The 22,164-nt window shown below is 58.5% G+C and carries 22 protein-coding genes; 7 read left to right on the top strand and 15 right to left on the bottom strand.

Going from position 1 to position 22,164, the window contains the following annotated elements; genetic code table 11:
- Positions 1 to 22 precede the first annotated feature (22 nt).
- The gene (locus AC0V6V_RS01535; RefSeq protein ID WP_486163727.1) at positions 23 to 313 is read left to right on the top strand and encodes a DUF6958 family protein; all 291 of its coding nucleotides are present in this window, start codon (positions 23 to 25) and stop codon (positions 311 to 313) included.
- Positions 314 to 319: 6 nt separating this feature from the next.
- On the opposite strand, the gene AC0V6V_RS01530 is transcribed toward AC0V6V_RS01535, so the two are convergent.
- The 3 genes from AC0V6V_RS01530 to AC0V6V_RS01520 are packed head-to-tail and all read right to left on the bottom strand — an operon-like array spanning position 320 to position 2,692.
- Positions 320 to 799: a glutathione peroxidase gene (locus AC0V6V_RS01530; protein WP_486163726.1), complete on the bottom strand. Its 480-nt coding sequence runs from the start codon at positions 797 to 799 to the stop codon at positions 320 to 322.
- Positions 796 to 1,482: an ABC transporter ATP-binding protein gene (locus AC0V6V_RS01525; RefSeq protein ID WP_486163725.1), complete on the bottom strand. Its 687-nt coding sequence runs from the start codon at positions 1,480 to 1,482 to the stop codon at positions 796 to 798. Before AC0V6V_RS01525 ends, AC0V6V_RS01530 begins: the two co-directional genes overlap by 4 nt.
- Complete coding sequence (locus tag AC0V6V_RS01520) at positions 1,475 to 2,692, bottom strand: lipoprotein-releasing ABC transporter permease subunit (RefSeq protein ID WP_486163724.1); 1,218 nt, start codon at positions 2,690 to 2,692, stop codon at positions 1,475 to 1,477. Before AC0V6V_RS01520 ends, AC0V6V_RS01525 begins: the two co-directional genes overlap by 8 nt.
- A gap of 214 nt (positions 2,693 to 2,906) precedes the next feature.
- On the opposite strand from AC0V6V_RS01520, the gene purF reads away from it, so the two are divergent.
- The 3 genes from purF to AC0V6V_RS01505 all read left to right on the top strand — a co-directional run bounded on the left by purF (position 2,907) and on the right by AC0V6V_RS01505 (position 5,650).
- Positions 2,907 to 4,379 (top strand): amidophosphoribosyltransferase, encoded by a 1,473-nt coding sequence (gene purF / locus AC0V6V_RS01515; RefSeq protein ID WP_486163723.1) that lies wholly within the window; start codon positions 2,907 to 2,909, stop codon positions 4,377 to 4,379.
- A gap of 6 nt (positions 4,380 to 4,385) precedes the next feature.
- On the top strand, positions 4,386 to 5,099 hold the full coding sequence (locus tag AC0V6V_RS01510; RefSeq protein ID WP_486163722.1) for an SDR family NAD(P)-dependent oxidoreductase: 714 nt from the start codon (positions 4,386 to 4,388) through the stop codon (positions 5,097 to 5,099).
- A 209-nt stretch (positions 5,100 to 5,308) separates the two neighbouring features.
- Positions 5,309 to 5,650, top strand: a complete 342-nt coding sequence (locus tag AC0V6V_RS01505; RefSeq protein WP_472645173.1) for a PilZ domain-containing protein — start codon at positions 5,309 to 5,311, stop codon at positions 5,648 to 5,650.
- 16 nt (positions 5,651 to 5,666) lie between these two features.
- On the opposite strand, the gene AC0V6V_RS01500 is transcribed toward AC0V6V_RS01505, so the two are convergent.
- From AC0V6V_RS01500 to AC0V6V_RS01485, 4 genes are all read right to left on the bottom strand, one after another.
- Positions 5,667 to 6,860, bottom strand: coding sequence for a serine hydrolase domain-containing protein (locus tag AC0V6V_RS01500; protein ID WP_486163721.1), 1,194 nt, complete (start codon positions 6,858 to 6,860; stop codon positions 5,667 to 5,669).
- 90 nt (positions 6,861 to 6,950) lie between these two features.
- Entirely contained in the window at positions 6,951 to 8,342 is a 1,392-nt protein-coding gene (locus tag AC0V6V_RS01495) for a cryptochrome/photolyase family protein (protein ID WP_486163720.1), read from the bottom strand.
- A gap of 210 nt (positions 8,343 to 8,552) precedes the next feature.
- Entirely contained in the window at positions 8,553 to 9,518 is a 966-nt protein-coding gene (locus AC0V6V_RS01490; RefSeq protein WP_486163719.1) for a metal-dependent hydrolase, read from the bottom strand.
- Positions 9,519 to 9,980, bottom strand: coding sequence for a hypothetical protein (locus tag AC0V6V_RS01485; RefSeq protein ID WP_486166159.1), 462 nt, complete (start codon positions 9,978 to 9,980; stop codon positions 9,519 to 9,521).
- A gap of 277 nt (positions 9,981 to 10,257) precedes the next feature.
- On the opposite strand from AC0V6V_RS01485, the gene AC0V6V_RS01480 reads away from it, so the two are divergent.
- Both AC0V6V_RS01480 and AC0V6V_RS01475 read left to right on the top strand, forming a co-directional pair.
- Complete coding sequence (locus AC0V6V_RS01480; protein WP_486163717.1) at positions 10,258 to 11,211, top strand: alpha/beta hydrolase; 954 nt, start codon at positions 10,258 to 10,260, stop codon at positions 11,209 to 11,211.
- On the top strand, positions 11,208 to 11,693 hold the full coding sequence (locus AC0V6V_RS01475; protein WP_486163716.1) for an RNA pyrophosphohydrolase: 486 nt from the start codon (positions 11,208 to 11,210) through the stop codon (positions 11,691 to 11,693). Before AC0V6V_RS01480 ends, AC0V6V_RS01475 begins: the two co-directional genes overlap by 4 nt.
- An 11-nt stretch (positions 11,694 to 11,704) precedes the next feature.
- Here AC0V6V_RS01475 and AC0V6V_RS01470 read toward each other — a convergent pair whose 3' ends face one another.
- The 5 genes from AC0V6V_RS01470 to AC0V6V_RS01450 form a co-directional block, all read right to left on the bottom strand.
- Entirely contained in the window at positions 11,705 to 12,205 is a 501-nt protein-coding gene (locus AC0V6V_RS01470; protein WP_486163715.1) for a tetratricopeptide repeat protein, read from the bottom strand.
- A gap of 58 nt (positions 12,206 to 12,263) precedes the next feature.
- Positions 12,264 to 13,445 carry an RsmB/NOP family class I SAM-dependent RNA methyltransferase gene (locus tag AC0V6V_RS01465; protein ID WP_486163714.1) on the bottom strand — a complete coding sequence of 394 codons (1,182 nt, stop codon included), beginning with the start codon at positions 13,443 to 13,445 and terminating at the stop codon, positions 12,264 to 12,266.
- Between the two features lie 9 nt (positions 13,446 to 13,454).
- Positions 13,455 to 14,909 carry an IMP dehydrogenase gene (gene guaB, locus AC0V6V_RS01460; RefSeq protein WP_486166158.1) on the bottom strand — a complete coding sequence of 485 codons (1,455 nt, stop codon included), beginning with the start codon at positions 14,907 to 14,909 and terminating at the stop codon, positions 13,455 to 13,457.
- A gap of 115 nt (positions 14,910 to 15,024) precedes the next feature.
- Positions 15,025 to 16,470: a M28 family peptidase gene (locus tag AC0V6V_RS01455; protein ID WP_486166157.1), complete on the bottom strand. Its 1,446-nt coding sequence runs from the start codon at positions 16,468 to 16,470 to the stop codon at positions 15,025 to 15,027.
- Positions 16,471 to 16,526: 56 nt separating this feature from the next.
- Positions 16,527 to 17,282, bottom strand: a complete 756-nt coding sequence (locus tag AC0V6V_RS01450; RefSeq protein WP_486163711.1) for a 3-hydroxybutyrate dehydrogenase — start codon at positions 17,280 to 17,282, stop codon at positions 16,527 to 16,529.
- A 148-nt stretch (positions 17,283 to 17,430) separates the two neighbouring features.
- On the opposite strand from AC0V6V_RS01450, the gene ypfJ reads away from it, so the two are divergent.
- Positions 17,431 to 18,309 (top strand): KPN_02809 family neutral zinc metallopeptidase, encoded by an 879-nt coding sequence (ypfJ, locus tag AC0V6V_RS01445; RefSeq protein WP_486163710.1) that lies wholly within the window; start codon positions 17,431 to 17,433, stop codon positions 18,307 to 18,309.
- Positions 18,310 to 18,401: 92 nt separating this feature from the next.
- On the opposite strand, the gene creD is transcribed toward ypfJ, so the two are convergent.
- From creD to AC0V6V_RS01430, 3 genes are all read right to left on the bottom strand, one after another.
- Entirely contained in the window at positions 18,402 to 19,811 is a 1,410-nt protein-coding gene (gene creD, locus AC0V6V_RS01440) for a cell envelope integrity protein CreD (protein WP_486163709.1), read from the bottom strand.
- Positions 19,812 to 19,972: 161 nt separating this feature from the next.
- Positions 19,973 to 21,703 (bottom strand): M56 family metallopeptidase, encoded by a 1,731-nt coding sequence (locus AC0V6V_RS01435; RefSeq protein WP_486163708.1) that lies wholly within the window; start codon positions 21,701 to 21,703, stop codon positions 19,973 to 19,975.
- A complete protein-coding gene (locus AC0V6V_RS01430; RefSeq protein ID WP_486163707.1) occupies positions 21,700 to 22,107 on the bottom strand; it encodes a BlaI/MecI/CopY family transcriptional regulator in 408 nt (135 codons plus the stop codon). The genes AC0V6V_RS01435 and AC0V6V_RS01430 overlap by 4 nt, the downstream gene beginning before the upstream one ends.
- Positions 22,108 to 22,164: the final 57 nt, after the last annotated feature.

The raw sequence follows: 22,164 nt of genomic DNA, 5'->3' as shown, positions 1-22,164 counted from the left end.
ATATCGGACGCAGGAGGTGAAAATGAGCGACAAGATCGAGATTGAAAACGTCAACATTCCGGGACGCACATCGCGCGTCAATGCCGCGAAATACGACGACATGCGCGAGGCCTTCGAGCAGGCCCTGCCGCGATCATCTCCGGGCCTGACGCAGGACGAAACTCGAGAGGCCGTCAAACCGCATTTGAGCGACGCACTCTTCCCTCAAGGCAAAACCTGCGGTTGGTGGGCCAAGACCGTGCAGCTTGATCTGGAGGCCAAGGGTCTGCTGGTGCGCCAGCCTACAAAACCGCTTCGCTGGCACTGGAAATAGGCCGCTTTACAGCAGCTTTTCGATGTCTTTCGCGATGGACTCTGGCTTGTCCGAGGAGCCATAGCGCTTAACGACATTGCCCTCCCGGTCGATCAGGAATTTCGTGAAATTCCACTTGATCGCGGTCGTGCCCATCACTCCGCGCGCTTCCTTCTTCATCCAGTCGAATAGCGGCGACGCGTCAGAGCCATTGACATCGACCTTCTCCATCAGCGGGAAGGTCACGCCAAAGTTGAGTTTGCAAAACTCTTGGATTTCCTCGGCATTGCCGGGTTCCTGAGCGCCGAACTGATTGCAGGGAAAGCCAAGCACTTCAAAGCCTTGGTCTTTGTATTTCTGAAAGACCGCCTCCAGGCCATCATATTGCGGGGTAAAGCCGCATTTGCTGGCGGTGTTGACGACGAGCAAGACCTGCCCCTTCTTATCGGCAAGGTCCAATTCCTCGCCGCGATTGGTGGTCACTTTGAAATCAGCGATAGTGGTCATTCGAGAACTCCATCATGCAACCTCACCACACGGTCCATCCGGGCAGCCAAACGTTCATTGTGTGTCGCAACCAGAGCCGCACTGCCTTCGCCGCGCACCAGCTCTAGGAATTGACCCAATACGCGGTCAGAAGTGGTTTCGTCCAAGTTTCCGGTGGGTTCATCCGCCAACACCAAGGTCGGTTGGTTCGCTAGCGCCCGCGCAACGGCAACGCGTTGCTGCTCACCGCCAGAAAGTTGGCTGGGCCGGTGGGTAAGACGGTGCTCAAGGCCGAGTGAGCTTAGCAGGCTATCGGCGCGCGCCTCAGCTGCGCCGCGTTCCTGACCAGAGATCATCTGCGGCATCACCACATTCTCGCGCGCGTCAAAATCGGGCAGCAAATGGTGGAATTGATATACAAACCCGAGGTGATCACGCCGCAAAGCGGTGCGCTGGTCCGCTGGCAATTTGCTCGCCTCGGTCCCGGCAATCGCGATTGAGCCCTCAAATCCGCCTTCAAGCAGCCCAACCGCTTGCAACATGGTCGATTTGCCAGAGCCGGATGGGCCTAGGAGTGCGACGATCTCGCCCGGCATAATGTCGAGATCAACGCCGCGCAGAACCTCAATGGTTTGCTCGCCCTGGGTGAAGCTGCGCTTCAGTCCCTTAAGCGAGGCAATTGGTGTAACGCTGGAATTACTCATAGCGCAGTACCTGAACCGGATCTGTGCTGGAGGCTTTTAGCGCGGGATACAGCGTCGCGAGGAAGCTTAGGATCAGCGCCAAGGCGACAATGCCCGCCACTTCCCATGGGTCCGTGCGCGATGGCAGGGTCGAAAGGAAGCGAACCTCTGGGTCCCAAATCTGCTGCCCGGTGGACCAAGCAATGAATGTCACAATCGGCCCGCGGAAATAGAGGATAATGAAGCCCAGCACCAATCCAGCGGCGGTCCCTATCACTCCCACCGTAGAGCCGGTGGTCACAAATATCTTCAGCAAGCTGCGCCGGGTCGCTCCCATCGTGCGCATAATTGCAATGTCGCGCGTTTTCGCGCGGACCAGCATCACCAGACTCGAAAGAATGTTAAAAGCGGCCACCAGCACCATGAAGCTAAGCGCAAAGAACATCGCAACGCGTTCGACCTGCAAAGCCTCAAACAGGGCCGAATTGATCGTCTGCCAATCCGATACGACCGCACGTCCGGCCAGCTTTTCCTGCACCGGAGCTAAGATGGAGCCGACTTTGTCCGGGTCCTCTACCGTCACCTCGATCATCCCGATCTTATCGCCCATCAGCAGCAATTGCTGAGCATTGGCGATTGGCATGATCACAAAGGTCTCATCATAGTCGTAAATGCCAGCCTCGAAGATCGTGACGACCTCGTAATCCACTTGCCGGATTGAAGTACCGAACGGCGTCGTGCGCCCTTGCGGATTGATTATCGTCAGGCTGTCGCCAACCCGCGCGCCAATGTTCTGCGCCAAACGGGAGCCGATGGCGATGCGGCGCTCACCAGGGATTAAGTCTCTGATATCGCCCTGAACTACCGTTCCCGCCAGTCCCTCGATATCTTCAGCTGTGTTGCCGCGCACGAAGATCAGGTTCACCCGGCCATTCAAGGAGGCCATCAGCGGTTTTTCAATCAGCGGAGAGGCATCAACCACGCCAGGTGTCGCGCGCACATCCTCCAGTACGCTTTGCCAATCGCCCAGATCATCATTGTAAGCCTGCACAATCGCGTGGCCATTCAGTCCCGTGATCTTGTCGAGCAATTCTGCGCGGAACCCGTTCATCACGCTCATCACGACGACCAGCATGGCGACGCTCAGCATCACCACGCCCACCGATATCCCGGCGACGAGCGCAATGAAAGCCTCCCCCTTGCCCGGCAAGAGGTAGCGTTTGGCGATCATCCATTCAAAAGGCGTTAGAAACAAAGTGATTAAAGCTCTGATCAATTGAGGCTTAACCAAGCCTGTAAGCGTGCTGCGGCGGCGGCGCAATGTATGGCGGGCACGCGCTTGTGTGAAAAAGGCCGGTGAAGGTGCCGCCTTATCGCTTGTAATTGAGCTGTAACATCGTCATTGAGGCCCCCATCCAGCAGCGGCGCTTTAGGCAGGATCAGCGATGAATTTCACGCACCCCTTTCACGATGAAGACGGTGACACCCTGCGCGAGGAGTGTGGCATCTTCGGAGCGATCAATGCCTCCGACGCTGCGGCCGCCACGGCTCTGGGTCTTCATGCACTGCAACACCGCGGGCAAGAGGCCGTTGGCATCACCAGCTTCGATGGCGAAACCTTTTTCTCGCGGCGTGGCCAAGGCCAAGTGGCGGAGAATTTCTCTACGCAAGAAGCAATTGACGAACTTCCCGGCGGAATGGCGGCGGGGCACGTGCGCTATTCGACCACTGGTGGCTCCGGCCTGCGCAATGTTCAGCCGCTCTATGCGGAGCTGGCAAGCGGCGGCTTCGCCGTGGCGCATAACGGCAATATTTCTAACGCTCAGGCGCTACGTAAGGACCTCGTTGGACGCGGTTCGATCTTCCAATCCACCTCGGACACCGAGGTGATCATCCACTTGGTTGCGACCTCGCGCTATCCCACGGTGGCGGACCGGTTGATCGATGCACTGCGACTGGTCGAGGGCGCTTACGCTCTGATAGTAATGACTCCAGAGGGCATGATTGCTTGCCGCGATCCGCTAGGCATTCGCCCGTTGGTGATGGGCAAAATGGGCGACGCCGTCGTCTTTGCCAGCGAAAGCGTGGCGTTTGATGTCGTCGGCGCAGAATTGATCCGAGAGGTTGAGCCAGGCGAGATGATCCAGGTTGATTTTTCTGGAGAAATTAAACCGATCCGCCCATTTGGCGATCACAAACCGCGCCCGTGCATCTTTGAACATGTCTATTTCAGCCGCCCAGACAGCATTTTCGCCGGGCACAGCGTCTATGAGGCGCGCAAGGCCATCGGCGCTGAATTGGCCAAAGAATCGTCCTGCGATGTCGATCTCGTGATCCCCGTACCAGACAGCGGCGTGCCAGCGGCAATCGGCTATGCGCAGGCCTCAGGCCTACCTTTTGAGCTCGGTATCATTCGCTCCCACTACGTAGGGCGCACCTTCATTCAGCCATCCGATACGGCGCGTCATGCAAGCGTGAAGCGCAAGCACAACGCCAATCGCGGTTTGGTTGAAGGCAAAAAGATCGTGCTGATCGACGATTCGATTGTGCGCGGCACCACTAGTCTGCGCATAGTCGAGATGATGCGCGAAGCCGGTGCAAGCGAAGTGCATTTCCGCGTCGCCAGCCCGCCCACGGCACACAGCTGTTTCTACGGGGTCGACACTCCGGAGCGCTCCAAACTGCTCGCAGCCCGCATGGAGCTGGAGGCGATGCGCGATTTCATTAAGGCCGATAGCCTCGCCTTTATCTCGATTGACGGTCTGTACCGCGCGGTGGGGGCCAAGGGACGCGACAAAGCCTGTCCGCAATTCTGCGACGCATGCTTCACCGGTGACTACCCAACGACGCTCACCGACCTTGATATGGGCGAGCATGAGCCAGCCCAACTGCCATTCACCGACCACAAAGCGGCGTAGAACCACATGACACAGGACAAGCCGCTGAGCGGTAAAACCGCGCTTATCACGGGCGCTAGCAGGGGTATTGGCGCGGCAACAGCGCAGGCTCTGGCCGCGGCGGGTGCGCATGTAATTTTGGTCGCGCGCAAGGTGAAGGCGCTCGAAGCGATAGAGGATGCAATCCACGACGCCGGCGGCACATCGACGATTGCCCCGGTGGATTTGACCGAGGCAGACGCTGTCACGCGCCTCGCTGGCGCCATTGGCGGCCGCTGGGATGCTCTAGATTATCTCATTATTTCAGCTGCCTACCTCCCAGAGCTGTCACCAGTCACTCAGATTGATCCGAAGCTCTATAACAAGGCGCTGGTGACCAATGTCGTCGCGACGCAGGCCCTGCTCGCCTCGTTTGACCACTTGCTGAAGAAATCCGAAGCAGGCCGCATTATCGGCCTCACCAGCAGCGTTGGCGCGGGCCCTCGCCCATTCTGGGGCGCGTACGGCTCGACCAAGGCGGCGTTTGACAATCTGCTGCTCAGCTACGGAGCGGAAGTCGAGAAACTCGGCAACACCCGCGTGGCTATCCTGGATCCCGGTGCGACTCGGACAGAAATGCGCGCACGGGCCTATCCCGGTGAGAATCCGGAAACCGTGAAAGAACCCGAAGTGGTCGCTGATCGGATTTTAGCGTTACTGACCAAGGACTTTGAGACAGGTCACCGCGAACGCGTAGACTAAGGCGGCAACGCCCTCAAACATCTCAAATCATTTGATAAGCATGCTTTTGCGTGCGGACTTCCGCTTGCCCGCATCATCTGCATCGCGCCTCTGGTAAATATCTGGTAACCATGTTCGGCAACGCGCCCTTAACGTTAGGCGGTGAATTTGCCAATCAAGACCGACCGGCAAGAGACCACAAGCTGATTGGATATGAGGGTACGCATCCCATGCAGACCGAACACGACCGTTACACATTGGCAGCGCAAGAAGACCGCTGCTCACCGCGCACAAAGCTCACGATCCCGGCAACTTTGCGGGCGTCGGGTGGCCGCGCGTTTCAATCTGTCGTCCACGATCTGTCGATCTCTGGCTTCTCTGCCGCATCGATCAATCGCATGCACGAAGGCCAAATGTGCTGGCTAACCCTACCCGGGCTTGAATCGCTGCAATGCGAAGTTGTGTGGTGGGACAATTGCGTCGTCGGCTGCGCTTTTAACGAGTTGCTCAGTCCGATCGTGCATGACAACATCCTGCAACGCTATAGCGAGACTGGCGTCTACCGCCGGTAATCGCGGCGCCTAGCGCTCAATCGATTGCTGCAATCTTGGCTGCGATACCGCCCCATTTGGTGCGGTATTCGCCGCTGGTTGCTGTTGGCCAGTTGCTGACGACTGCCAGCACCAGCTGTTCAGATGGAACAAGGGTGATGGACTGTCCAAAGATGCCTTGGGCTCCGTAATTGCCACCGGGATAAGTCCACCATTGGTAGCCATATCCAAAGCCGCCGTTTCCAAAATCGACTTGCGGCGCGCCTGCATCGGCAAACCAGCCTTCCGGCACCACATCCTCGCCGCCATCAAGCACGAACTGACCCATCCGCGCATAGTCGCGCAGGCGTAGCGAGAGACAGCACCCACCAATGTTGCCGCCGCGCGGATCCGTCATCCAGAACAATCCGCCTTCAAAGCCAGCGGGCTCGACGATCTTGGTTTGCGCATATTCGGCAAGTGGCAGTCCGATAGCATTCTCGACCACCATGCCGATCAAGTTCGTCTCGCCCGTGCTGTAATTCCATTTCGTGCCCGGCTCTGCCGCGCGGCCCAATTCCTTCATCTGGGCAACGATCGCGTCTGCGCCATATTCAAGCACGAAACGGTTCATCTGCGCCACGTCGCTGCTTGGATCGGTGTAGCTTTCATTCCAGTCGACACCGCTGGTCATGGTGGCGAGCTGCTTTACGGTCACGCCGTCATACGATGACCCTGCCAGCCCTGGCACATATTGCGTGATGGGATCATCCAAACTGCCAATAAAGCCATCGGCAATGGCTGCAGCTAGCAAGGTCGAGGTGAAACTCTTGGCGACGGAGAAACTGGTCCAGCGGTCTTCTGCACCCAAGTCGAGGCCATAGCCCTCAAAGCGTGTTGTCCCATTCTTGATGACCATCACACCAGAAGCACCCGACTGCGTCATCAATTCGCGAATTTCAGCTTGGAGTTCGGTCGGTAGAGGCGCTCCCTCGGGAAGCTCGCTGGGATTGGCAGAGGCAGGCACTTCATGGCCCGCAAACCAGCTTTCCATTTCCCGGAAGCGCGCAGATCGGGTCTCATTGTCCCAAAACAGCACTTGCAGCTCAGACGGATCACGCACTGGCGGAGTGACTAACTGCACTGGTTCGAGAGCCGCGGCGGTGGTCTCCACCGGGCCGCTATAGCTCGCCGAGCATCCGGCAATCGCAAGCGCAGCAATCCCACTGAGTAGTGTCTTTGTAATCGTCATTTGTGCCCTGCCTTCAAACTGGTTTCGAACCGCAACCTTAGTAGGATGACCCGGCTAAGGACAAGGGTGCGAATGGCACAAAGCGTTTCTCTATTCGCCCTTCATCGCCTTATACGCCGACAGCGCCCGCTCGCGCGCTTCCTTGTGACCAATGATTTTTGCAGGATAAGCTTTGGGCAAACAGCCATGCTCCTCAGGATCGTGAATGTACGGCTCGCTCAGATCGGCCAGCTCCGGCACATATTCGCGAATATAGGCCGCGCTGTCGAACTTCTCGGACTGGCTGAGCGGCGCCATGATCCGCACGAACATGTTGGAATCGACGCCCGTCCCTGCGGTCCATTGCCAATTGGTCGCGTTAGAGGCGTAATCGGCATCGACCAGTGTATCCCAGAACCACTTCTCGCCCTCGCGCCAATCGATCAGTAAGTGCTTGATTAGGAAGCTGGCGGTGATCATCCGCACGCGGTTGTGCATCCATCCGGTCTGATACAATTGCCGCATCCCGGCATCGACAATTGGGTAGCCGGTCTTGCCCTGCTGCCAGGCTTTGAGATCGCGCGCGGCGGCCTTGTCAGAATGCGGATCGCGCCATTTCAGCTTGTCATAATCCTCGCGGTAATTCGTGCTGGCATAGGCGGGAAATTGCGCAATCGCGTTTTGCGCGTAATCGCGCCAGATCAACTCTTTCTCATAGGTCCGCCACCCGTCGGAACGCTTATGCTTCAGTGCATGCCAGATCTGCACTGGAGAAATCTCGCCAAAGTGCAAATGCGGGGACAGCTGCGATGTCTTCTCTACCGAGGGGAGATTGCGAGCCTCATCGTAATCCTCGACGTGGTTCTCCCACCATGCGAGCCGCTCATGCGCAGCCGCCTCGCCAACGCCCCAAAACGCCCGCATCCCGCCAGCCCAATCAGGCTTGGTCGGCAGTAGGTGCCAATCTTTGAGCCTATCGCTGGCGGGCCATTCATCTGGCGAAGACAAGGTCTCTGGCTCTGGCAAAGCGTCGCGCGGCGGGAATTGCGCCAAGCTCGCTTTGGAAAACGGTGTGTAGATCTTGTACTGCGTGCCAGAGCCGGTCGTGATCGATCCCGGCGGCATTAGATAATTGCCATCATACAGCTGGAGGTCGAGCTTTTCGCTCAGCGCGCCCTGCGACTTGCGCCACCAAGGCTCGTAATGGCGATTGGCATGGACAGTCTCAGCGCCGATTTCCTCGGCTAGCTTGGCCAGCTCCTCCACCGCATCGCCGCGCCGCAGGATCAGCCGCGCATTGCGCGACCCAAGCGATTTCGACAGGCTCTCCAGCGAGTGATGCAGCCACCAACGCGATGCCCCGCCATAGGCATGGCCCTTCGCGCAATCATCATCGAGCACATAGACGGCGATGACGGGGCCTTGCTGCGCCGCTGCATACAGAGCGGGATTGTCGGCCATACGCAGATCGCGCCTAAGCCAGACGATTTGTGGGGAACTCACCAACTACCTCCGTTCGCCCTGAGCTTGTCGAAGGGCTGCGTTTCTTCACGTCCGTTTTTCTTACAAGAAGGACAGGGCTTCGACGGGCTCAGCCTGTACGGGTGTGAACTACCAACGTCGTCATGCTGAACTTGTTTCAGCATCCATCGCAAAGTCCGGATTTTTTACGTGGGTCTGACTGTTATCCTGAAACAAGTTCAGGATGAATATCTACTCAGGGCCGCTTCCTTTCGAAAGCTTCAAATCGCAGGCGACGTCATTAAGTTCGACAGTGAAACGATCCCGAGAGAGCGGGTCATAGAATCGTGCATCTCGCAAGACTATACTGCCATCCTCCATGCGTTCGGCAAAGGGAGTGCGCGACCAAAACATGAATGCGCGTGCTTCGCTATCAATGGGTTCTTGTATAAAATCGTAGCAGGTGACCCAAACATTCTCATCGCCGACCCCGAGACCATCGATCCAGTATTGACCAGTAATGTTGCTCTTCAAACGCGATCGCAAATCATAGGGAGTCCCAACGATCTCCTCCCGCTCCCAAAATGTAAGAGGGATTGGACTAGCTATCGCGCTTCGATGGGTCTTCGCCAATCGAGACTCAACGGTGGAAGTTATCGCCCCATTCAGCCCAATATACGCGAGCGCCACCGCTATCGCTACGCGTGCTGGCTTGATCCAATCCCCGCCCTTCTTCTCGCGCCGCAATGAAAACCAAGTGGCAAAGCCCATCAGCGCCCACAGCCACGCATCGATGATGAATAAGGTATCGCCATAGAACCATTGTGAGGAGAACGGCTCAAGCAAGCGGATGCCATAGACATTGAGCCAATCTAGCGCTGGGTGCGTCAGGCAGCCGATAAAACTCAGCAGGAAAAGCCATTTGAAGCTGACCGGGCGGCGACCCTCTGGCCGTTTGCCGCGTTTTTCCTGCCATCGGTCAAATCCCCATAGCAGCCCCGCCAGTATCAGCGGCAGCAGCACCAATGCGGGCGGGCCGTGCGTAATGCCGCGGCGAAATCCGAGGTGCTCCTGCCCGTCAAGCCAGAAAAAGCACGCCGCATCCACGTCGGGCAAGTTCGCCCCGATGATGAGCGCGGGCATTGCGAGCCCAGTTTTCTTCTTAAGCCCCGCCTGGCCCAGCAATGCGCCGACTAGAGAGTGTGTAAGATTATCCAATTATGCGCCTTTTCTGCCGAAACCTTGGCCCCGTGGCGCGGAAGATCCCGGCGCCTCACTTTTCGCCCCGCTCGCTGATACCGGGGCATTCAGCAATTTGTTCAAATTTCGCGCTTGCAGTTCCAGTTCCATGACACTGCCAACCATCAAGGCGCCATTTTTTGGCCCGCCCTCGCCTTCCATGTAGAGAACGGTGCTGCCTGTTTCGTGCAGTTCGGCGCTGCCTTCCGATCCGGCATAGAACCGTTTGATGTCCTTAAACGGCACCGTATGGCGAAGCTTGGCATTCCCATCAGGAGTGATCTTACTCACCCGCAGCTCACGCGCGTTTGCATCCAAATCAACTTCTTCAATCGATTTTCGGGGGGATAGAGATCCTTTCGCCAAGATGACGGCTATACCGGCCAATCCGGCGCACAGAATAATCCTGAGCCATGGGGTAAATTCATCGGCATTGTTCACCTCCATCGACCAAAACAGGACGGCAACTGACAAGAACGCAACGCCGCCAAGCCCGCCAAAAACCCTCGCCATTAAGCTGATTTCAGGGTTTTCTCGCAGGAGCAGCCGGTTTTCCTCGGTCGCGTATTGGACTGTTCCGCCTTCTATATATCTTATCACTGACCCCATCCCCTCTTTATGTTCTGACTTTACCGATAGAACATCTTGTTTGCGAGTGGAAAAGCCGCGCAGAGCAGACTAACGCAAGACCTGACAAAGTTTGGGACGAGACATCACTATGAGTGCAACCGCACCGTTTATCCGTGCCGATATGAAGGCATTCCTGGACGCATTGGCAGCCGCAAACGGCCCGGCCATTGCCGACATGACACTTGAGGAAGCGCGCGCTGGCTATGGCGCGCTGCATGCTATGGCAGATAGACCCGCGCGTGACCTGGCGGTGATCCGCGATCTCACCTGCACCGGTCCGGCGGGCGATATCGACCTGCGGTTGTATGATGCGCGAGCGACCCGCGAGGCTGGCCCAGTGATTATGTTCTATCACGGCGGCGGCTATGTGATTGGCGATCTCGACACCCACCACAATCTCTGCACGGAAATCGCGCATCTGATGGATTTGCCCGTCATGGCCGTGGATTATCGCCGCGCGCCAGAGGCCCCTTTCCCCGCAGCGATTGAGGATTGCGAGGCGGCAACGCGTTGGGTTGCGGCGGCTCCGTCAGAACTTGGACTCACACCGACAGGCCTGATCACGATTGGCGATAGCGCTGGAGGCAACGCCGCAATCGTTATGGGCCAGCAATTGGCCGCAAACCCCGCCGATGTTCCGGTGGTCCTGCAAGTGCCGATCTTCCCGCTGGCGAGCGACGCAATAGGATCGGCCAGCATTGAGGAATTTGCGATCGGTTATGTACTTACCAAGGCCGCCGTCGAGTTCTTCGACGCGCAATACCAGCCAAACCGCAATGACCCGCGCGCCTTCCCCATTCTCGGTGATCACAGCGCCGCCCCGCCAACGGTTTTGGTCACTGCCAGCCTCGATCCGATCCGCGATTCCGGTCGGGAGTACAGCGCTGCCCTGTCACAGGCAGGCGCAGATCATATGCTGATCGAGGTCAAAGGCGTCACGCATTCCTTCACCAATCTACGCGGTGCCGTGCCCAGCGCTCAAGCCGATCTGGAGCGGATCATCGCCGCCATGAAATATATGCTTGCAGGAGCCTCCACATGAGCAATCTACCCTATCGTCCCTGTGCTGGCTTTATGTTGGTAAACTCCGATGGCCATGTCTTTGTGGGTCAGCGGATTGATGCCAACCGCGATCCCAAGACCCTTGGCGCATGGCAAATGCCGCAGGGCGGGATTGATAAAGGCGAGGACGAGCAGCAGGCCGCTCTGCGTGAGCTGGAGGAGGAAACGGGCATTGACGCGGCACTGGTCGAGGTGATCGCACGCTCAGCGACCACGCACCGCTATGATCTGCCACCTGAATTGCTCGGCAAGGTGTGGAAGGGCAAATATCGCGGACAGGAACAGCATTGGTTCCTTGGCCGGTTTTTGGGCAGCGAGGCTGATATCAACCTAAACGCGCACGAACCGGCGGAATTTGAATGCTTTAAATGGATCGACCCTGCGCAATTGCCGGAACTGATCGTATCCTTCAAACGCGATGTATACGCAGCCTTGGTGGAAGAGTTTACGCCGCTAATTTAGCGCCGTGACGCTCAATTTTGCGCGACGCCGTCTCCAACAACGGCCGTTTCCGCCGCGAGCCGCGCCTGAGTGCCGGTTGCGATGCTGGTCTGCAGCGCCAGCGTTTCTGGGCAATTCGCGCCGCATAAGCTGCGCAGCTGCGCCAAGTTGAGCTTCGCTTTCTCCAGCGCCCCCTTCTCTACCAGTGCCTCGCCCTCGCCCGACATAGCCGCAAAGTTGCCAGGATCGCGCACCAATGCCTCGCGGTAATAACGGATTGCTTTGCCTTGCAGCCCTTCAAAGCGGGCCACATTTGCCAGCTCGATAAATACCCCGACATAGCCCGGATCAACCGCCAATGCGGCCTCATAGGCATCAATCGCGGCTTGCGGATCGTTAGCCTTCAGCGCGGCTTGTCCTTGCGCCACAAGAGCGGCTGCACGTGCATCAGGCTCGTAATCCTGCGCGCTAATGACGCTCGCAGAAACAGTAAAAACGAGCGAAAGTGCAGCGGCAGCGGGCGCAAAGCGCATGAGCGTCTCCTTAAAGGAAGCTAAGCGGGAAGTTTGGGGCTCAGCCATATGGCAATCGCTAACACGCATATTCCAGATTTGCGACAAAAAATCCGTCCGTGCCGTGTTGGAACGGGTCGAGCCGCAAGCCGTCACCGCGCGGTGTGCCCAGCGCCAATTCGGGTGTCTTTGCCGTCCACCCCTCGTGCCGTTCGAGAAACGCTTTGATCCGGTGCGGCCCTTCCGCATCGAGCAGAGAGCAGGTTACAAACACCATGGAACCGCCCGGGCGAACCAGTTGCGCACCAATATCGAGCACATGATCCTGTAACTCGTTCAGACGAGAAAGCTCAGCCTCGTCCAAACGCCAACGACTTTCCGGATTGCGCCGCCAGGTTCCGCTGCCAGAGCACGGCGCATCGACCAGCACATGGTCGGCCTTCGCGGTCCACTGCGCCAAGGCTTCCATTTCCTTGCCAGGATCGAGCAAGACAATGTGATCGACCTCCGCGCCCGTGCGGGCCGCTCGCGGAGCCAGATTGCCGAGCCTACGTTTGTCGGTGTCAGACGCAACAAGTGAGGCTGCATTGCCGAGCTTTGCTGCAAGAGCGAGCGTCTTTCCGCCTGCACCCGCGCACAGATCAATGACCGTATCGCCGGGTTTTGCCGCTAGGGCTTCGCAGACCAGCTGGCTACCGTGATCTTGCACCTCGATCTGGCCCTCGCGGTAGGCCTGCCATTGCTCCACCTGAGTGCCGAAAGGAAAACGCAGGCCTTGTTCTGAAGCCAGTTTCTCGCTGGGTTCAGGCAGTTCAATCGTCTCACGATCGGCTTTCAACGAGTTCACACGAATGTCGAGCGGCGCGCGCCCGAGCAGCGCTTCGGCGGCCTCGCCGGTAATCCCGCTTTGTGAGAGCAATTCGATCAGCCATCCCGGAGCGACACCGGCCTTGGCGAATTTCTCGCCGTCTCGGATCTTTGCCGGTCCATGATCGGAGCTATCAAACAATTCGAGGATCGCGGGGTCTTCTTGCCCCAATGCAAGCATCGCTGTTCGCCCATTCTTGGGAACTGGCCCGCACAGGCGGATCGCGCGGTAGACCAGCTCGCGAATGGCGCGCCGATCTTTTGACCCGGCATAGCGCCGCGCCTTGAAATATTCCGAGATTAGACGGTCTGCCGGGGCGGCCTTACGCCGGGCGCAGTCGATGATCGCATCAAGCAGTTCAATGGCTGCCTGAACACGTGCTGCGGGCCTCATTTTAGGTTCCTATCGCGTTGGATAATTGGGGGCTTCGCGGGTGATCGCCACATCGTGAACATGGCTTTCAGAAAGGCCGGCATTGGTAATACGGACGAATTTGCCGCGCTCACGCAGGTCGGGAATGGTGGCAGAGCCAGTGTAGCCCATCGCCGCCTTAATACCGCCGACCAATTGGTGAACGACATCCGCCGCAGGGCCCTTGAACGGCACTTGGCCTTCGATCCCCTCTGGCACCAGCTTCATGGCAGAGACGTCTTGCTGGAAATATCGATCTGCACTACCGCGCGCCATCGCGCCGACAGAGCCCATGCCGCGGTATGATTTGTAGCTGCGTCCTTGATAAAGGAACACCTCGCCCGGGCTTTCCGCTGTGCCCGCCAGCATAGAGCCGACCATGACAGTGGACGCGCCCGCTGCGAGCGCTTTGGCCGCATCGCCGCTGGTCCGCAGGCCGCCATCGGCGATCACTGGTACGCCGGATTTGGCAGCTTCCGCCGCGCTGTCCATAATGGCGGAAAGCTGAGGAACGCCAACGCCGGCGACAACGCGCGTGGTGCAGATCGATCCCGGTCCAATGCCGACCTTCACAGCATCCGCGCCCGCATCGATCAACGCGCGGGTCGCTTCCGCCGTGGCGACATTGCCAGCGACAACTTGAACCGTGCTGGACAGCGCCTTGGCGCGCTCAACTGCGCGGGCCACGTCTTTGTTGTGCCCATGAGCCGTGTCGATGATCACCACGTCGACTTCTGCGTCGATCAGAGCCTCTGTGCGCTCAAAGCCCTTGTCGCCCACCGTGGTGGCGGCGGCCACACGTAAGCGCCCGGATTTATCCTTCGTCGCATCTGGGTAGTTCACTGCCTTTTCGATGTCTTTAACCGTGATCAGGCCAATACAGCGGTAATCATCATCCACCACCAGCAGCTTTTCGATCCGGCGAGCGTGGAGCAGACGGCGGGCATCTTCTTGGCCGGTGCCAAGCGGGACAACTGCTAGATTCTCCGTCGTCATCAGCTCGCGCACAGGCTGAGCGGGATTTTCCGCAAAGCGCACATCGCGGTTAGTCACGATGCCAACGAGCTTGCCCGAAGCATCCGTCACCGGAATGCCGCTGATCTTGTGCAGGTCCATCAAGGCCTGCGCATCGCCGAGAGTTGCGTCCGGACCAATGGTGATCGGATTGACGACCATCCCGCTTTCATAGCGTTTCACCGCGCGCACGGCGGCGCATTGATCAGGGAGCTCCAGATTGCGGTGCAGCACACCGATTCCGCCCATTTGCGCCATGGCAATCGCCATATCCGCCTCGGTCACGGTATCCATCGCAGCAGATAAAATAGGAATGTTGAGCGCAATGCCGCGCGTCAGTTGAGTTTGCGTGTTCGCCATCGAGGGCAGCACATCGCTTTCGGCCGGACGCAGCAATACGTCGTCGAATGTAAGGCCAAGTGGGATGTCCATAAGTGCCACTTTCTAAGTCATAGCATGATTGATGTGGCGGCCCATGTAACCGCACTTCACCCGATCCGCTAGGGTGTGCAGGTGCGAAAAGCGCTCTTAATCCTCAGCTTGTTGCTTAAGGCGTGGGATAAACCTCGGTATCGGCGAGTCTTTTGACCAGTTCTTCGTGCAGCAGCAGGTCATCGATCGCCCCGCCGAGCTCTATTTTGTCAATGTCGTCTGAGACGCGGTGGTAATCGCCCTCAAGATATGGGCCGAGCGTAATTTCCGAACCAAATGTCGTCGACAGGACAAGTGCGGGGACGTTCTCTTGCAACAGCACCCAAGCGTCTTGGCGCTGAATGAAGCTCTCGGCGGTTTCCCGGCTGCCAAGCTTGCGGCGCGCATCATTGAGCACGTCCATAACCACCTCATCGAGCACGGTGCGCCCTTCCCCAATGAAGCCAACCGGGCTGCCTTGCGGGGCGAGCGCTACACTGTCGAAATTGAAGGCGGCGACAATGCTATCAAGCGGAATGGAGGGCTTCTCTGTGAAAGAGCGGATACCCAGGAGGCCTGCCTCCTCAGCCGTCGTGGCCATCACATAGATATCGCGGTCGTGCGGCCCAGCTTCTTTGAGACGACGAGCAAGCTCAATGATCAGAGCAATACCGCTAGCGTTATCAATCGCGCCGTTACAAATTTTGTCTTGATCAATCTCCGTGCCGCAAGTGCCCAGATGGTCCCAATGCGCCAGCAGCAGCACGGCACCCTCTGCGGTTTGCGTACCTGGCAAACGGCCAATGACGTTGAACGAATTAAACTCACGCCGCTTTGACTTAGCTTCGATTGTGGCCGCCATGGTAAGATCAATCGCTACAAAATCATCTTCGCCTGAAGCCTGGAGCAGCTCGTCCCAGCGATCCTCGCCCAGCATACCAAGCATCACAGAATTTGTGATGAAAGCGCGCAGCTCCTGCCCCTCACGGCTCGCAAGAATGAAGCGTTCCCGCTCACGCACAAAACGCTGGTCTGCTATCGATTTGGTATCCTGCATCACGGTGATGATTGCGACGGGGCCTTTGGCGAACAGGATCTCGCGGCGAGCATCGCTGACGCCGTCCTCGTCCAGCATCAAGACGACTTTGCCTGCCACGCGCTCTTCAGGGACGCGTGTTGCCTCGCGTCCAACAAAAACCACATCCGCACCCTCAACCAGGGCTAATTGCCGGGTGGTGTAGGCAGCAGCGACTTCCGCCGGCAATTCAACGTCCCGCGCTCCAAAACTCAGCGTAACGGAACTTTCGCTCGGCTGCGTGCTGATCAAGCGAACCGGAGCGCGCCACGGATTGCCGGGATCGTTCGTGCCCGATTCCAGTCCCACGGATTGAAACCGATCTATGATGTAATTGACTGTCAGGACCTCGCCATCGGTTCCAGGCTTGCGCCCGCCATAGGTGTCGCTGGCGAGGACATTGATATCGCGCGTCATGCTGGCGGCGATTTGCGCCCGCTCCGCCTTGGAAACGCTGGCCACGGGCGAGCCGACACAGGCGCTGATCGCCAGCCCAAGGGCGGCCACCACGCATACTCTTGCAAGGCCTGCCAGCCTCGCCCCTGTTTGCGCCCCTGCTTTGCTCACTCGGCGGTCCAGCCTCCGTCTATGCTCCAATTGGCTCCGGTCACATTGCCCGCTTCTTCGCGGCAAAGGAAGACCGCAAGCGCGCCAACTTCTTCTGGTTGTACGAATTTCTTTGTGGGTTGCTTTGCGAGGAGGACATCATTGATCACCTCATCCCTGGTCAGCCCGCGCGCTTTCATCGTGTCGGGGATCTGCCCCTCGATCAGCGGCGTCCAGACATAGCCGGGGCTAATGCAATTCGCAGTCACTCCGGTCTGCGCTAATTCCAACGCGATGGTCTTAGTAAAGCCCGCAATGCCATGTTTGCTGGCGTTATACGCGCTCTTGAACGGAGAGGCGGTCAGCGAATGCGCGCTCGCGGTGTTGATAATCCGGCCCCACCCGCGTGCCTTCATGCCCGACACGGCAAGCCGTGTGGTGTGAAAGGGCGCGGTTAGGTTGAGGCCAATCACCTGATCCCATTTCTCTGGCGGGAATTCATCAACGGGGGCGACGTGCTGCATCCCAGCATTGTTGACCAGAATATCTACCGTGCCCGCCTTGGCCATCATGGCCTCGATCGCATCGGCATCGAGCAGGTTTGCGCCGCTGTAATCTGCGCCCAATTCCTCGCGCAGCGCGGCAATCTCTGCCTCGTCGCCAAAGCCATTGAGGATTACCTCTGCACCCTCTGCGTGAAGCGCGCGGGCGACGGCCAAGCCAATCCCGGAGGTTGATCCCGTGATCAGCGCGCGTTTGCCCTTAAGGAACATCGGTAACTCCTGCAGTTTGTGTCGACCCAAGCTTTTGCCATTGCAGGCGGCCCTGTCCAGCATTTATGCAGACCGCAGCGCAGCAATGTGCGAAATGGAGTCTAGGCGCAGCGGGATCGCGCGAACTGGACCAGGGAGGAAAAACACAATGCGGCTCAATCCGTTCGACACATCCAAGATCAAAGTCCGCTCCAGCAATGGCGGCGGGCGCAGAATGCCGGGCGGACGGGCCGGCGGCATGGGCTGCGGCACGATTGTGATCGTGGCGATTGGTGCGATAGTCTTTGGCGTTGATCCGGGACAAATGCTGGGCGTGGTCGAAGGCGTACAGCAGCAAAGCCCGCAATCGCAAACGCAGACGGACCAGCGCAGCGAGCAGGAAATCTGCTCCAGCAGCCAATATGCGACCGAGGCCTGCTCAGCGCTCACATCCTTGAATGAGACATGGGAGCCGGAATTTGCCCGCGCTGGTATACCCTTTGAACAGCCCTTCCTTGATCTGTTCCAGACAGGCCGCGTGGACACGAGCGGTTGCGGCAGCGCCAGTTCCGCGTCTGGCCCGTTTTACTGCCCTGCCGATATGGGTATCTATATCGACACCAGTTTCTATGATCAGCTCGCTCGCATGTCCGGCACGGGCGGCGACTTTGCGCGCCTCTATGTGATCGCGCATGAATATGGGCACCACATCCAGAACCTCACCGGCCTTGCCACACAGGTTCGCAGCGCCCAGCAGCAGAATCCGGGAAATCGCAACCAATTGCAGGTGCGCATGGAATTACAGGCCGATTGCTATGCCGGTGTCTGGGCGGGCAAGAACCGCCAATTGATCGAGCGCGGTGATCTGGAAGAAGGCATGCGCGCAGCCGCCTCAATTGGCGACGACACTTTGCAGCGCAATGCTGGGCAACGGATCAATCCCGAAGGCTTCACCCACGGCACCAGCCAGCAACGCATGGAGGCCCTGCGCCGGGGTCTCGACAGCGCAGATAGCGATGTCTGCAATGTCTATTTCGACTTTGGCTAATCCAAGCTTTTCATAGCCCCCAATACCAATCGGGGCCGGAGCGGTTTACCCGTTCCGGCCCCGAAATGTTTGCCGGTTAAGGCGCGTGCGACTTAGCTCGCAGCGGCCTCGGCCGGGACGGCAGGTGCCGGATCGTCAGACTTGACCGCGGAGGACCAATCGATCTGACGGGTCGCGTACATCATGCCGGCCAGTGCAACGAACAGCAGCACGGAGCCGATCACCAGTGACCATTCTTCGAGGTTCAGCAGGACATAGAGACCCGCATAGAGCGCAACCAGCAGAGCCGCGATAACCCTCGCCCGTTTCCAACTGCCGAGGATTGCCGCGCTGTAAGCCGACAGCAGACCGATAGTTGCAGCACTTGCGATCAGATACGCGATCATGAAGCCGAGCATCTCGGAAAAGGCCAGCAACATAACGAAAAACAGGACAAGCCCTGCCCCGCTCAGCAGATATTCCGCCGCCGCCACACGCGCACCGCCCACGATATCAAACATCAGGAAAGCGAGGAACGTGAAGCCGATGAACAGGAAGCCGTATTTCACCGAACGATTGACGCGGCTGTAAAGATCAACCGGTTCAACCAAGCGGATCGTTGCGATGCTCACGTCGCTGCCATCATTTGAATATGCGGAGAAACGGTCACGCGGATTGAGCTCTGGCAACTGCGCCTCGGTGTTGCGCACCAAGGTCTGCCCCAGCGCTAGGTTCGAGATTGACCAGCTGGCCTTAAAGCCAGCATCGCTGATCTCGACCGTTTCATCACCCGGCAGGAAGCTGCCAGTGAAACTTGGGTGCGGCCATTCCGATTCAACCGACCAATTGGTTTCCTTGCCCTGCGGCACCATGCTGATCGCACTGCTGCCCCGCAGCTTGTAATTGAACTCCACGGCCAAAGGCTCGCTGCCGGTCCAATCAAGGAATGCATGCATACCGCTGCCATTGCTGCCCGTGCCAAGGCCTGGGCGCAGGGCAATGGCCTCGCCCCCGATGGCCAACTCTGCGTCGGTTTGAATGCCACGCGGGTCAGAGATCGGGAAACGAATTTCCGCTTCGTCCAGCAGCAATTGCTCAGGCTCAACGCCGAACCGATCCAGATCGCTTGGCAAGGCGAAAGCTGCCGTGCCCGACAGTGCAACATCATAAATCACCGACTTGTGGATCGATCCGCGAGCTTTAATCTCTGGGTTGATCACGGTGGCGATGTCTTGCTTCTCCGGAGAGATATACAGCAACTCGCGAGCGATAATGGTGCGCGAAACAGTGCGGTCGTTCACAACCTCGCTGGTGACCCGTTCCTCATTATAAGGCACGACCAGCACCGGCCCGGCGAGCACCTGTGCCCCTGCCCAGCCCTCTGTGATGGATCGCTGCGCAATGTCCGCTTGATTTTCCCGGTCATAGACCAGTGCATAAACAGCCAATAATGGTATGGTCAGCGCCATACCGATAATGGCCGCGAAGAGTAATTTCAGTCCTGGGGATCGTTCTTTCGCCATATCTCGCCCTCCTATCACGCGATGAAACGTGCAATGGGAGCGGTGAACTGAATTCCATATGAACCGACTGAAAGGAAACGGCGAACGCTCAAAATAAGCGCCCGCCGTTCTCTTGAATCAGACTTCGTCCGGGGGATTAACCCCGCATTCAACTGATTGGATCAACTCTGGTTGGTGCGTTCCCAACTCCGGATCTGCTCATCCAAAGTCTCGAGCAGCTGGCTGCGCAGATTGCCTTGAATCTCGGCATTATCTGCCAGCGCCTCGCGCGCCTCACGCAGGCCTTCGAGCGCCTTTGCCATCACTTTGGCTTGGCATAGGTAAACGGTGGATCGACCATTGCCGTGCTCAACGACCTCAGCAGGCTCATCCTGGCCTGAGCGGCACTTCGCCTTTACCTTGGTCGTCGCGTCGTCGATGTCGATATGCGCTAGCTTGATCTCCCGATGCGCGTCGGCAATCGCAGCGTCGGCCTCTGCAAGGCCGAGGCGGACATCAACCATGATCTCCTCAACCTCTTTGTCGCTGAGGGGGCTGTTCGACTTCACACTGCGGCGAATTTGGATGCTGCGCGTTTGACGGCGCTCTGCGCGTTCCCGGCCGCGTTCGGCACGTTCGCGGCTACGTTCAGCACGTTCCTCGGCCCGCTCTCTGGCTCTTTCGCTACGCTCTTCCACCCGTTCAGCCAATTCCTCAGCGCGTTCGATTTCCGCCGCAATCCGCTCTTCTTCCCGCTCGATCTCTTCTTCGATGGCATCAAGCCGTTCCTGGCTTGCGCCTGGATCAATCGCCTCGATAGCGGCAGCTTGCAGCACAGCGGGTGGGACTGGCGGTGCAGGAGGCGCAGGCGGCAATGGGGCACCCAGCGCGAGCGGAGCCGGCGGCGCGGCGGGCACGGTGCCTTCCGCATAGGATATCGATGCGGTTAGCGGCAGCGCGAGGACAGCGGCCCCCACCATTACGCGGCCAGCGATCCGGCGGCGTGAGGACATATTGGACATTTTCAGGCTCCTTAGACGGTGGATAATCGACTTCTCACCCAGCACTGGACACGCCATAGGCGCGGCCAATGCAAACTTGGGCCCTGCTGCGAAAGTGGTAATGAGGTTGGCATAGACTGCGCGCTCTTCGGGAGCTTTTTCAGCCATAACCCGGGCGTCGCACGCTGCCTCTTGATCGCGCCGCATAGCCAGCCAGCCATAACGGCCAAGCGGGTTAAACCAGTGCAGAGCGAACAAGGGTTGAACAATCATATTGGCGAGTAAATCGCGCGCGGAATGGTGCGAGAGCTCATGCGCCAGCGCCAGATTGCGCGCGGTGATATCGGCCTGCGCCATAAAGCCATGCGGCAGCGCCACGACCGGATCGACCACGCCAAAGGCAAGCGGCGTGCTGGTGCCGGAGGTTTCAAGCAAGCGCACCCGGCCATAGCGGCCCACTTCGCGCGCATCCTCCAGCAGCTCGCGCCGCAAGCGGAAGTAGGCGGCGAAACGCAGCCAAAGGAAAAGGGCGGCGCCGACCAGCCATACCGAAATGCCAATCTCAAGGATCGGCATCGGGGTTGTCGGCATTAGCAGGCCGGGCGCCGCGTCCAACCGCCCCAGAGTCGCAGCAGGAGCTTGGGGTTGGACAATCGTAAATAGGAAATCACCGGAAGCTGCCTCGGACGCGCTGCTATCCGCAAGGTTCTCAGCAGGTGCAGCGTCACGTGGCTCAGGGTTCAGCCATGCGGGTAGCTCCACCGGCGGCAGGAGCAAGCGCAAAGCCGGGATCGCCCACAGGGCATAAGCGATCTGCGGCCCAAACCAACGGGCAACCGGGCGGCGAATAAGCAGGACCAGCGCGATCAATCCGGCGGTCCACAGCAGGGTATCAAGTAGCCAGTCCATCATGGTTTCAACTCCTTGAGCAGAGCTTCAATGTCGGCGAGGTCTTCCTCGCTCAGCGCTTCTTGTTCCGCCAGATGCGCAAACAAAGAGGACGCGCTGCCACCAAAAAGGCGGTCGACCAGGCGGCGGGATTCGCCACCGACATAGTCGGACCGCGCGATCAGCGGGCTGTAGAGAAAGCGGCGGCCGTCTGGCTGCGCCGCGATGGCATTCTTGCCAACCAAGCGAGAGAGCAGAGTTTTGACTGTGGCAAGGCTCCATCCGCGTGGCTCACAAACGGCATCGCAGACATCGGCGGCGCTTAAGGTGCCGCCTTCCCACAAGGCCTCCATCACAGCATGCTCAGCATCGCTGATCCGCTCAGGCTTAGAACTGCCAGTTGGTTTTGCATTTTCGGACTGTGTCACGTGAGCCTCCCGCTCTCGATTACGTCTGTAGTCTTAGCGATTACGTTTGTAAACATG

It is taken from the genome of Erythrobacter sp. S249 (assembly GCF_057364975.1).
The sequence above is the reverse complement of the archived record's forward strand: the minus strand, read 5'-3'. Positions and strand labels throughout refer to the sequence as shown.

Coding starts and splice junctions, on each gene's coding strand:
- AC0V6V_RS01520 (WP_486163724.1), bottom strand. CDS start 2,692: ATGATCGCCAAACGCTACCTCTTGCCGGGCAAGGGGGAGGCTTTCATT.
- AC0V6V_RS01510 (WP_486163722.1), top strand. CDS start 4,386: ATGACACAGGACAAGCCGCTGAGCGGTAAAACCGCGCTTATCACGGGC.
- AC0V6V_RS01480 (WP_486163717.1), top strand. CDS start 10,258: ATGAGTGCAACCGCACCGTTTATCCGTGCCGATATGAAGGCATTCCTG.
- AC0V6V_RS01500 (WP_486163721.1), bottom strand. CDS start 6,860: ATGACGATTACAAAGACACTACTCAGTGGGATTGCTGCGCTTGCGATT.
- AC0V6V_RS01450 (WP_486163711.1), bottom strand. CDS start 17,282: ATGTTCCTTAAGGGCAAACGCGCGCTGATCACGGGATCAACCTCCGGG.
- AC0V6V_RS01505 (WP_472645173.1), top strand. CDS start 5,309: ATGCAGACCGAACACGACCGTTACACATTGGCAGCGCAAGAAGACCGC.
- AC0V6V_RS01530 (WP_486163726.1), bottom strand. CDS start 799: ATGACCACTATCGCTGATTTCAAAGTGACCACCAATCGCGGCGAGGAA.
- AC0V6V_RS01435 (WP_486163708.1), bottom strand. CDS start 21,703: ATGATGGACTGGCTACTTGATACCCTGCTGTGGACCGCCGGATTGATC.
- guaB (WP_486166158.1), bottom strand. CDS start 14,909: ATGGACATCCCACTTGGCCTTACATTCGACGACGTATTGCTGCGTCCG.
- ypfJ (WP_486163710.1), top strand. CDS start 17,431: ATGCGGCTCAATCCGTTCGACACATCCAAGATCAAAGTCCGCTCCAGC.
- AC0V6V_RS01465 (WP_486163714.1), bottom strand. CDS start 13,445: ATGAGGCCCGCAGCACGTGTTCAGGCAGCCATTGAACTGCTTGATGCG.
- AC0V6V_RS01525 (WP_486163725.1), bottom strand. CDS start 1,482: ATGAGTAATTCCAGCGTTACACCAATTGCCTCGCTTAAGGGACTGAAG.
- AC0V6V_RS01470 (WP_486163715.1), bottom strand. CDS start 12,205: ATGCGCTTTGCGCCCGCTGCCGCTGCACTTTCGCTCGTTTTTACTGTT.
- AC0V6V_RS01535 (WP_486163727.1), top strand. CDS start 23: ATGAGCGACAAGATCGAGATTGAAAACGTCAACATTCCGGGACGCACA.
- AC0V6V_RS01475 (WP_486163716.1), top strand. CDS start 11,208: ATGAGCAATCTACCCTATCGTCCCTGTGCTGGCTTTATGTTGGTAAAC.
- purF (WP_486163723.1), top strand. CDS start 2,907: ATGAATTTCACGCACCCCTTTCACGATGAAGACGGTGACACCCTGCGC.
- creD (WP_486163709.1), bottom strand. CDS start 19,811: ATGGCGAAAGAACGATCCCCAGGACTGAAATTACTCTTCGCGGCCATT.